General features: G+C 58.4%; 6 protein-coding genes. 5 read left to right on the forward strand and 1 reads right to left on the reverse strand.

Annotated elements, in window-relative coordinates:
- Positions 1-11: 11 nt before the first annotated feature.
- The 4 genes from ACZ0AI_RS23860 to ACZ0AI_RS23875 are packed head-to-tail and all read left to right on the forward strand — an operon-like array spanning position 12 to position 6,765.
- Entirely contained in the window at positions 12-1,118 is a 1,107-nt protein-coding gene (locus ACZ0AI_RS23860; RefSeq protein WP_463563976.1) for an efflux RND transporter periplasmic adaptor subunit, read from the forward strand.
- Positions 1,115-4,195, forward strand: coding sequence for an efflux RND transporter permease subunit (locus ACZ0AI_RS23865; protein ID WP_463563977.1), 3,081 nt, complete (start codon positions 1,115-1,117; stop codon positions 4,193-4,195). The genes ACZ0AI_RS23860 and ACZ0AI_RS23865 overlap by 4 nt, the downstream gene beginning before the upstream one ends.
- 42 nt (positions 4,196-4,237) lie before the next feature.
- Positions 4,238-5,530 (forward strand): beta-ketoacyl-ACP synthase II, encoded by a 1,293-nt coding sequence (gene fabF / locus ACZ0AI_RS23870; protein WP_463563978.1) that lies wholly within the window; start codon positions 4,238-4,240, stop codon positions 5,528-5,530.
- Positions 5,527-6,765 carry a multidrug effflux MFS transporter gene (locus ACZ0AI_RS23875; RefSeq protein ID WP_463563979.1) on the forward strand — a complete coding sequence of 413 codons (1,239 nt, stop codon included), beginning with the start codon at positions 5,527-5,529 and terminating at the stop codon, positions 6,763-6,765. The genes fabF and ACZ0AI_RS23875 overlap by 4 nt, the downstream gene beginning before the upstream one ends.
- Before the next feature lie 355 nt (positions 6,766-7,120).
- On the opposite strand, the gene ACZ0AI_RS23880 is transcribed toward ACZ0AI_RS23875, so the two are convergent.
- A complete protein-coding gene (locus ACZ0AI_RS23880; protein ID WP_463563980.1) occupies positions 7,121-8,902 on the reverse strand; it encodes an NACHT domain-containing protein in 1,782 nt (593 codons plus the stop codon).
- Positions 8,903-9,511: 609 nt separating this feature from the next.
- On the opposite strand from ACZ0AI_RS23880, the gene ACZ0AI_RS23885 reads away from it, so the two are divergent.
- Entirely contained in the window at positions 9,512-11,626 is a 2,115-nt protein-coding gene (locus ACZ0AI_RS23885; protein WP_463563981.1) for a TonB-dependent siderophore receptor, read from the forward strand.
- The last annotated feature ends 8 nt before the right edge of the window (positions 11,627-11,634 follow it).

The following is an 11,634-nucleotide window of genomic DNA, read 5'->3' on the forward strand; positions in this document are numbered from 1 at the left end:
TAATGGAACCCATGCGCCTCAAGCCCGCCACCTTCGTCGTTTGTTTATTGCCTGTCGTCCTGGTGGCGTGCGGCGATTCTTCCGTCAGCAAAGACCCACGTAACAAGCCGCCTCTGGTCAGGACGGCATCGGTCGAGCGTTCGGCCGATGTCGCTCGCACGTTCACCGGGGTCGTCGTTGCTCGTACCCAGAGCGATCTCGGCTTTCGCGTTTCCGGGAAGATACTCGAGCGTCTGGTCGATACCGGGCAGACGGTCAAGCGCGGCCAACCGCTGATGCGCCTCGACCCGGTCGACCTGCAACTGCAGGCGCGTGCGCAGCAGGAGGCGGTTGCTTCCGCCAGGGCACGAGCCAAGCAGACGGCTGATGACGAGGCGCGCTATCGCGGTCTCGTCGCGGCAGGTGCGGTTTCGGCATCGGCTTACGATCAGATCAAGGCAGCTGCTGATTCCGCGAAGGCGCAGCTCAGTGCGGCCCAAGCCCAGGCTGACGTCGCGCGCAATGCCACGGGCTACGCGGCATTGCTGGCCGACGCCAATGGCGTGGTGATGGAAACACTGGCCGAGCCCGGACAGGTGGTCAGTGCCGGGCAACCGGTGGTGCGCCTGGCACGCGCTGGCCAGCGCGAAGCCATCGTGCACCTCCCCGAAACCCTGCGCCCGGTGCCGGGCTCCACGGCCCAAGCCATTCTGTATGGCGACAGCGGCGCTGCCGTTACGGCCAAACTGCGTTTACTCTCCGAGGCCGCTGATGCCACCACCCGCACCTTCGAAGCCAGGTACGTGCTCGACGGCGCGCTGGCGAACGCGCCGCTCGGCTCGACCATAACCCTGGGCATCGCCGAGGGAAAAACACCTGAGCAGGTTCTGCAGGTGCCGATTGCCGCCCTTCATGATCCAGGCAACGGCTCGGGCGTATGGGTGATTTCCGGCGAACCGGCGAAAGTGTCCTGGCGTCCCGTTAAGGTGCTGGCCATTGGTGACGATGCGGCGCGTGTCGCCGGCAAGCTGGTATCCGGTGAGCAGGTCGTGGCATTGGGCGCGCACCTGTTGCGCGACGGTGAGGAAGTCAGGGTTGCCCCGACTCAGAACGCCCGTGTAGCCGGGAGTCAGCCATGAGCGAAGGGCGCTTCAACCTTTCTGCACTTGCGGTACGCGAGCGCTCCATCACGCTGTTCCTTATCTTGCTGATCGCCGTGGCCGGGACGCTGGCGTTCTTCCAGCTGGGCCGCGCGGAAGACCCGCCGTTCACGGTCAAGCAGATGACGATCATCTCCGCCTGGCCGGGCGCCACCGCGCAGGAGATGCAGGATCAGGTCGCCGAGCCGCTGGAAAAGCGCATGCAGGAGCTGAAGTGGTACGACCGCACCGAAACCTATACGCGCCCGGGGCTGGCATTCACCATGGTGTCGCTGCTCGACAGCACGCCGCCTTCGCAAGTCCAGGAGGAGTTCTACCAGGCCCGCAAGAAACTCAGTGATGAAGCCAAGACGCTGCCTGCCGGTGTCATCGGGCCCATGGTCAACGACGAGTTCTCGGACGTGACCTTCGCGCTCTTCGCGCTGAAGGCCAAGGGCGAACCCCAGCGGCAGCTGGTACGCGACGCCGAATCGATGCGTCAGCGCCTGCTGCATGTTCCGGGCGTGAAGAAGGTCAACATCATCGGTGAGCAGGCCGAGCGCATCTTCGTGTCTTTTTCTCACGACCGGCTGGCCACGCTGGGCGTCGCGCCGCAGGACATCTTCGCTGCACTGAACAGCCAGAACGCACTGACGCCTGCCGGCTCCATCGAAACCAGCGGGCCACAGGTGGTGATGCGCCTCGATGGCGCTTTCGACAAGCTGGAGAAGATTCGCGACACGCCGATTAGCGTGCAGGGGCGGACGTTGAAACTGTCCGATGTCGCCACGGTGGAACGTGGTTACGAAGACCCGGCAACCTTTCTGGTTCGTAACGCCGGCGAGCCTGCGTTGTTGCTGGGCATCGTGATGCGCGAGGGCTGGAACGGTCTCGATCTGGGGCAGGCACTCGACGCTGAAACGGCATTGATCAACGAAGGCATGCCATTGGGCATGACGCTCACTAAAGTTACCGATCAAGCGGTCAATATCAGCTCGTCCGTTGATGAGTTCATGGTCAAGTTCTTCGTCGCGCTGCTGGTGGTCATGCTGGTCTGCTTCATCAGCATGGGCTGGCGCGTGGGCGTCGTGGTCGCCGCTGCCGTGCCGCTGACGCTGGCCATCGTCTTCGTGGTGATGGCAGCCACGGGCAAGAACTTCGATCGCATTACCTTGGGCTCGCTGATTCTTGCCCTCGGGCTGCTGGTGGACGACGCCATCATCGCCATCGAAATGATGGTGGTGAAAATGGAGGAGGGCTACGACCGCTTCAAGGCGTCGGCCTATGCCTGGAGCCACACGGCCGCGCCGATGCTCTCCGGTACGTTGGTCACCGCTATCGGCTTCATGCCTAACGGTTTCGCACAGTCCACAGCCGGCGAGTACACCAGCAACATGTTCTGGATCGTCGGCATCGCCCTGATCGCCTCCTGGGTGGTCGCGGTGGCGTTCACCCCCTACCTGGGCGTGAAGCTGCTGCCGCAGATCAAGCAGGTCGAAGGCGGCCACGCGGCCATCTATGACACCCGCCACTACAACCGCTTTCGCAAGGTGCTGGCCGTCGTCATCGCTCGCAAGTGGCTGGTGGCGGGCGCGGTGGTGATGTGCTTCGTCGTCGCCGTGGTTGGCATGGGCCTGGTGAAGAAGCAGTTCTTCCCGACCTCCGACCGCCCCGAGGTGCTGGTCGAAGTGCAAATGCCTTACGGCACGTCCATCGAGCAGACCAACGCCACCGCGATCAAGGTCGAGAGCTGGCTGCGAGGACAGGAAGAAGCCAAGATCGTCACCTCTTACATCGGCCAGGGCCCGCCACGCTTTTACCTGGCAATGGCGCCCGAACTGCCTGATCCGTCCTTTGCCAAGATCGTCGTGCTGACGGACAGTCAGAAGGCGCGCGAAACGCTCAAGCAGCGCATACGTGAAGCGACATCCGAGGGCCTGGCCCCGGAAGCACGGCTGCGCGTCACGCAACTGGTGTTTGGCCCGTACTCGCCATTCCCGGTGGCTTATCGGGTAATGGGGCCCGATCCCGCTCGGCTGCGCGAAATCGCCGCCGAGGTTCAGGGCGTGCTGCAGGCCAGCCCGATGATGAGAACGGTCAATACCGACTGGGGCCCACTGGTGCCGACGCTGCACTTCTCGCTGGATCAGGATCGTTTGCAAGCTGTCGGGCTGACCTCCAACGCGGTTGCGCAGCAGTTGCAGTTCCTGCTGTCGGGCGTGCCGATCACGGCAGTGCGCGAAGACATTCGCTCCGTGCAGGTGGTGGGGCGCGCAGCGGGTGATATCCGTCTCGATCCGGCCAAGATAGAAGGGTTCACGCTGGTCGGGGCTGCCGGTCAGCGCATCCCGCTCTCGCAAATCGGCGAGGTCGATGTGCGCATGGAAGACCCCATCCTGCGCCGCCGCGACCGTACGCCCACCATCACTGTGCGTGGCGACATTGCCGAAGAGCTGCAGCCGCCAGACGTTTCCGCAGCACTCAGGAAAGAGCTGCAGCCGATCATCGACGGACTTCCCGACGGTTATCGGATCGAGATGGCGGGCTCCATCGAAGAGTCGGGCAAGGCCAGCCAGGCGATTCTGCCGCTGCTGCCGATCATGATCGCCCTGACGCTGTTGATCATCATCCTGCAAGTGCGCTCGATCTCGGCCATGGTCATGGTGTTCCTCACCTCGCCGCTGGGGTTGATCGGCGTGGTGCCGGTTCTGCTGCTGTTCCAGCAGCCGTTCGGTATCAATGCCCTGGTTGGCCTGATCGCGCTATCGGGCATCCTGATGCGCAACACGCTGATCCTGATCGGGCAGATCCACCACAACGAAAGCGAGGGGCTCGACCCGTTCAATGCCGTCGTCGAGGCCACGGTACAACGAGCCCGGCCCGTATTGCTGACCGCACTGGCGGCCATCCTCGCCTTCATCCCGCTGACCCATTCGGTGTTCTGGGGCACGCTGGCTTACACGCTGATCGGCGGGACGTTCGTCGGCACCATCATGACCCTGGTGTTCCTGCCGGCGATGTATTCCATCTGGTTCAAGATTCGCCCCCACACCGCCAATGCCCAAGCGCCAGCCTGATGCCAAACGAGGCGGGCGCATACCGAGCACGAGGAGGCTGTAATGATCGATTTCCAAAGACATAAACGCATCGTGGTCACCGGCACCGGTATCGTCGGGCCGCTGGGTTGTGGTGTAGACGAGGTCTGGCGCCGGCTGCTGGCCGGGCGCTCGGGCATTGCCACGCTGCCGACAGAGATCACCGAAGGCACCGGTGTAACCGTGGGCGGGCAAGTGCCGACGCTGGAGGACGATGCCGTCGCCGGGTATCAACCCGAGCTGATCATCCCCAGCAAAGAACGCAAGAAAATGGATCGCTTCATCGAGTTCGCCCTTGTCGCCGCGCATGAAGCGCTGCAACAGGCGGGCTGGCACCCGACCAGCGAAGCAGAGCAGCAGCGAACGGCGACCATTATCGCCTCCGGTGTGGGTGGCTTCGGTGCCATGGCTGAAGCCGTGCGGATTACCGATTCGCGCGGGCCTCGCCGGCTCTCGCCGTTCACCGCACCGTCGTTTCTCGCCAACATGGCGGCGGGGCACGTCTCGATCCGTCACGGCTTCAAAGGGCCGCTCGGCGCGCCGGTGACCGCGTGCGCTGCTGGCGTGCAGGCCATTGGCGATGCTGCTCGGCTGATCAGAAGCGGTGAAGCGGATATCGCCATCTGTGGTGGTACGGAAGCGGCCATCGATCGCGTGACCCTTGGCTGCTTCGCGGCGGCCCGTGCGCTTTCGACCGGCTTTGCCGAGCGGCCGCAAGAGGCGTCGCGGCCCTTCGACCGTAACCGCGATGGTTTCGTGATGGCCGAAGGCGCCGGGTTGTTGGTGATCGAGTCGCTCGAGCACGCCCTGGCACGCGGCGCCACGCCGCAGGCTGAACTGGTGGGCTACGGCACCAGCGCCGACGCCTACCACCTTACGGCCGGCCCGGAAGATGGCAGCGGCGCCCGTCGCGCCATGCAGCAAGCGCTCGCCCAGGCAGGCCTGAACGCCGCCGATGTGCAGCACATCAATGCCCACGCGACATCGACCCAGGTTGGCGACAAGGGCGAACTGGCGGCCATCCGCTCGCTGTTCGGCCATGATTCATCCGTCGCGATCAGTTCGACCAAGTCCGCCACCGGCCATCTATTGGGCGCGGCAGGCGGTATCGAAGCGATCTTCACGGTGCTGGCGCTGCGTGATCAGATCGTGCCGCCCACCTTGAACTTGGGCGAGCCCGATGAAAGTGCGGAAGGGCTCGATCTGGTCGCGCTCAGCGCCCGTAAGATGCCCATCACCCACGCGCTCTCGAATGGCTTCGGGTTTGGCGGCGTCAATGCCAGCATACTTTTTCGCCGCTGGGAGGCAACGCCATGAGCGTCGACAGTCAACCGGTGGCAATCGATGCCGCAACGACCCGCGAAGGCAGCCCGGCATTGACGGGTAAAATCGTCGCCTTGCTGGCGAGCCTCTCTGCGATCAGCATCCTCTCCACCAACATCATCCTTCCCGCGTTCCCGGAAATCGGCCAGCAGCTTGGCGTTTCCTCTCGGGAACTGGGGCTGACCCTCTCCAGTTTCTTCATCACCTTCGCATTCGCTCAATTGGTGGTGGGGCCGCTGGCCGATCGGTACGGGCGCAAGAGACTGGTTCTGGGCGGGCTTGCGCTATTCGTGATCGGCACACTGGTCGCAGGCTTTGCCAGCAGCCTTGATGTGCTGATTGCGGGGCGCGTCACACAAGCGCTCGGGGTCTGCGCTGCCGCCGTGCTGGCGCGGGCCATTGCCCGTGATCTGTTCGAGGGCGAAACCCTGGGGCGCGCGTTGTCGCTGACGATGATTGCCACCGCGGCAGCACCCGGATTTTCGCCATTGCTCGGCAGCGTGTTGACCACTGCTCTGGGATGGCGGGCGATCTTCTTGATGGTCGGGATAGCCGCCGTTGTCATCGGATTTTTCTACGCCCGGGGCCTTGGCGAAACGCTGCCCCGTGAACGCCGAGTCGCGCTCTCGGCACCACGCGTGGTGGCCGCTTACGGCAGATTGCTCCGCGACGGCAAATTCATCCTGCCGGCCGCCTCGGTGAGCCTGTTGATGAGCGGCTTGTTCGCCTCCTTCGCTGCCGCACCGGCGATCCTGATGAGCGGGATGGGCCTGTCTTCACTGCAGGCCGGGCTGTACTTCGCCGCCACCGTGTTCGTGGTGTTCGCTGCCGGCATGGCAGCCCCACGCCTGGCCCACCGCTTTGGCAGCCGCACGATCACCACCCTGGGCCTTGCCACCGCATTGGTGGCTGGCAGCCTGCTGCTAATCGGGCCAAACAACCCCGGCTTGGGCTGGTACTCGATATCGATGGTGATATTTCTCTGGGGAATGGGCCTCGCTAACCCACTGGGCACCGCAATCACCATGGGCCCCTTCGGCAAGGAAGCGGGCCTGGCCTCCGCGCTGCTCGGCTTCCTGACCATGGGCGCCGCCGCGATCACCACCTGGCTGGTATCGGTACTGGAGTTCGCGCCGGTAACTACGCTGGGCGCAACCCAGGTTGCGGTTTGCCTTGTTGCGGTGGTGTTGTTCACGTTGAGTAGTAGAGCTGTTAAAGCGTCGAGTTAGAAAACTGCTGGAAAGGGAGCGGGGTATGTTCTTTGCGAGTTAGCGAGGCTTCGATGGGTTATCGCCACCCTTGAACATCGCCCACAAAAAAGCCCTGTAAAAACAGGGCTTTCATGTTTCTGGTCTGGTCTGGTCTGGAACGGGATAAGGGAATCGAACCCTTTTCTAGCTCCCGCAATGCTCCGCAAAGGCCCTGCATTGCTCGCTTGGCCGCGGATTCTACACGCTTTACTCCGCTTTGCACCGCAGTGATGTCGACACTTTTTCGACAGGTTCTTGATAGAGCCGCGGGGGGGGGGGGCGGCCCATTCTGTGTTCAGGTAGTAAAGGTTTACGAATAGTTCACAGGGGAAACTTAAGCGAAAATCTCATGTTTTTTATCTTCTGCATCGACTATCGCTTGATGCTTTTTGATTTCGCTTAACATGTCCTGTTCTACTTCACTTAGCACTGTCCAGATTTCTTTGGTGTCGAAGTTGTTTAAGAATGCTTTAATTGAAATGCCAAGCATTCCGTCGCCGCTTAGATTTATTTGACTCGCCATGGGTGTTTCTCTTGTGGCTCTGTAGGTGGCTAATCTATTTTCAGCTGATATTTGTGTGTAAGCATTATTAAATAGTCCACGTATTATTAGTGCGTCGTAATAATCTCTCTGAGATATTCCTAATGTTATCGACTTTAGCTCATGGCCGCTAATGCCGAAATGAAAGTTAGGTAATCTGTACTCTAGATACGTTATTAAGCCTTCTTGCGTTTTATTTGCAAGTAGTTTCGAGATTGATAATAGCTGCTGCGGATAATTTTCTAGTACATAGTCTCGCGCATATCTATAAGAGTCAATGTTGCTTAAAAAGTTTAATATCGGTGACCACTTGGGGAAATCAAAATGAACTTGTTCGTAAAACTGTTTTGATACCGGGTCGCTTGAGCTCTTAATAAAAGAAGCTGCATGGTATTCCATGATGCTCTTGTGAAGAAATGTATCAATTCCGATACCGTCCTCTAGCATTAAGCAAGCTACTTTGACTATGTCGCTCCTGAAATCTTCTACTTCGCATTTTGCATCTTGAGTATATCTAAGTGCTTTGTTGAAGCAGTTTTTGAAATCATCAGATTTTACTGATCTTGATCCTACGTCTTGCACTATCATAAAGCAAAAAGCGTCGAATAATTTTTGAAGCTTTGATTCGGATAGCTTGCTAAAGTGTCGTCGTTCAAAACCTGCCTTTAGTCTGTCATGTCTACTGAATACAGTGTTGAAAAGCTTTTCAAAGAAGTCGGGAAGTGTTGAAGGTATTTCGCTTTCTGACTCATAGACTATCACTAGCAATGTGAGCATCAGTGGTGTGGTTATGACTCCCTTAATATTCTCGGGGGCGTTAGATATAGCATCTGTAATCAGGAATCTTCTGGTTGTATCGGGTATTAGTTTTTTTAAAAAACCTTCGTACTCTTCTTCTTTTAAAGTCTCTAGAGAATATACTTCAAAGCCTGCTAGGCTTTGTATGTCATGAAAGGGTCTTGAGGATATTATTATCCCAAGCTTTTCGTATTTTTTTCTTAGGCGCTCTATCGATGATATAACTTTATTATTTAAGCCTGGTGTTACCTCATCATAGCCGTCAAGTATTATGTTGATTCTTGCATTTCTTGCTAGGTAATCAAAAGTTTCTTGAGCGCCATCGATCCCTAAAATATCTAGATATTCGGTGATCAATTTTTCGAGCGGTGTTTCAGATGTAACTGTTCTGAGCTCTATAAAAATCGGTATAAATCCACTCTCAAGTGCTTTTATGCAAAGATGTCTAAGTAGTATTGATTTTCCTTGGCCTACCACTCCTTCAACTATAGCTCTTTCTGTAAAGCAAATATCTACCCCGTGAGGTTCTATGTTGTATCGGCCTTGTCTCATTTTGAGAGGGTAGTAAAAGCTATCAATCAGTATTCCCTTGTCTTTCTCCCATAAGGTTTTTACGGTGTTGATATCGATGATATGTCGAGCAAGGCGTTCTGTGGACTGTTTAATATCCCATTCTGTTTTTTGGCTCTTGAAGATTTTTATTCCGCTTTTTATGGCTGCTTTGATTATTGGTGAACAGGATTTTATCAGTGTGGCGAGTAATATTTCGCTAGGCATACGTTCTACCTCGAGTGCGCTATTCTTAAGTGGTTCTCGGGTGTATTTAGTAATTTTTTTAGTTTCTTTTGGGGCTTAGTTACAAACTTCCCGTTTTTTAGAGCATTTCTCTTATTTGGCGCTTGATCATTTTGCTGCCACCAGAATTGGCACTGTGCTGACTGGGAAAAAAGGGGACGGATTTATTTATGAGCCGCCAGCTAGCCGCCAGCTGGCTCGGTGTTGGAACTAAAATAACTCTTTCACCTTTTCTATGGTACTGGAGTTCGCGCCGGTAACGGCGCTGGGCGCCACGCAGGCGTCCGTCTACCTTGCCACGATGGTTGTTGTTCACGCCTGGCAGCAGATTCTGTCGTATATCTATGCGCTGATTTATCGCTGTAATCGCCTTTCAAGATAGCTATGGGGGCTATGCGAGTCGGGCTCAGTGGCTGGCACTGATGGGTCTCAATGGGGCGGGTCTGCTCACGATCCCGGCGTCTGTGGTCTTCATCCTTCCTGCCCCTGTGCGCTCACAGATCCGCCGTCTTGCATTTGATTCTTCGGTGCAATTGTTAGTGAATATCAACTGGATTAGAATCGCGGCCCTTCCTACCAGGACCGCCTCTCATGCGCTGGAATCACGCCTCAATCTGCCTGCTGTCTCTCTGTTCCGTTGGCGTTCATGCCGCAACGTTAGCTGCGTCAGAAGGCGCGGCAGTCGAGCTTCCGGATTCCGTCATCACTGGCTCCAGCGAGAGTGCTACGGGCCCTGTGCTTGGTTATGGCGCCACGCGTTCGGCCAGCGCCACGCGCACCGATACCGCCTTGCACGAGACGCCGCAGTCGGTGAGCGTGGTATCCCGTGATGTGATCGAAGACATCTCCGCGACTCGCTTGCAGCAGGCGCTGGATCAGGCGGGTGGCGTAGGCCGCGCCAACAACTTTGGCGGCCAGGGGCTGACCACATTCACGGTGCGTGGTTTTACCACCGGCGAGTTCTACCGCAATGGCTTCCCGATCAATCGCGGTTATCCCAACTCGCCAGACGCCAACACCCTGGAGCGAGTCGAAGTGCTGCGTGGCCCAGCCGCGACCCTCTATGGTCGCGGTGATCCCGGTGGCACTTTCAACGTCATCACCAAGCAGCCATTGGCCGAGCAGCGTACGACGGTTGGCAGCCAGTTCACCGACCAAGGTTTGCGCCGTGGCACACTGGACACCGGCGGCCCGCTCGACGAGGAAGGCCGACTGGCGTATCGCCTGAATGTCATGGCCGAAGGGGGTGACAGCTTTCGTGATGACGTGGAAAGCGAGCGCTATGGCATCGCGCCGGTGCTGAGCTGGCAGGTGTCGGACGACACGCGCATCGTTCTGGAGGGTGATTTCATGCGCAACAATCACCCGCTGGATCGCGGCCTGACCCATTACCCGACCCAGCGCGGGCAGCCCAGCCACTCGACCTATTACTGGGAGAAAGGCACCGACAACAAACTGCACAACGATAACGCCATGGTGCAACTGCGCTTCGAGCATCAGCTCAATGAAGACTGGGCATTGAGTGGCGGTTATCAATACCTCGACGGCTCGCTCAAGGGCAATGCGGTCGAAGCCAATGGGGTTGCGGCTGATGGCGTGACGCTCAACCGTAACTTCAACTACCGCAAACTTGAATGGACCGACCATGACGTGCAGCTGCACCTGACCGGTAACTTCGATACTTTCGGTTTCGGCCACACCCTGATCACTGGTGTGGAATACGAGAACTACGATTACCAGTCGATCATCAATCGCTCCACCGCTGCGTATCCGATCAATATCTTCAACCCGGTTCTCGGCCAGCCGCGCCCGGCGCTGGGCAATATCACCACTCATGATCGCGAAAAGCTGAAGACCTGGGCGGCTTTCGTGCAGGATCAGGTAGCCCTGACCGAGCGCCTGAAAGTGCTGGGCGGCGTGCGCATCGAGCGCTTCGAGCATGATTATGATGATCTCAGGCCGGTGAACGCCGACTGGGATATGGCCGACAACGCCGTGACCCCGCGGGTCGGCGTTATCTACGACCTGACCGACAGCGTCGCCGTCTACGCCAACGCCTCCAAGTCGTTCAAGCCCAACTCCGGCGCGGCGCGTCTGGGTGGCGGTTTTGATCCGGAGGAGGGCAAGGCCTACGAGCTGGGCATGAAGTGGGCAGCGCTGGGTGGCTTGCTGAGCATCGATACGGCGGTGTTCCACGTCACCAAGGAAAACGTACAGACCGTCGACCCGGTCGACCCAGCCTTTCGGATTGCCGCGGGTGAAGTGCGCAGCCGTGGCTTCGAGGTGAACGTGGCGGGTGATCTGACGCCCGAATGGCGAGTCATCGGCGGCTATGCCTACACGGACTCCGAGGTGACGCGTGACAACTCGCTACCGCGCGGCACCCGCCAAGCCAACATCCCGCGCAACAGCTTCAACCTGCTGAGTGTGTACGAGTTCCGCGATGGCGCGCTGCGTGGCTTGGGCCTGGGCGCCAACTTCAAGTACGTGGATGATCGTGCCGGCCAGACGGCGGCGCAGACCTACACCATGGAGAGTTACGCGGTTACCGATTTGCTGAGCTTCTATCAGGTCAACGAGCACCTGCAGCTGAATCTCGATGTGCGTAACGTGTTCAACAAGGGCTACGAAGAAGGTGCCTTCAACGCCTACGCCTACCCGGGTGAGCCGCGCACCGTACAGACAGGGTTCGCTTACACCTTCTGATGGCTGTT

The organism is Pseudomonas sp. AC355 (assembly GCF_979258205.1).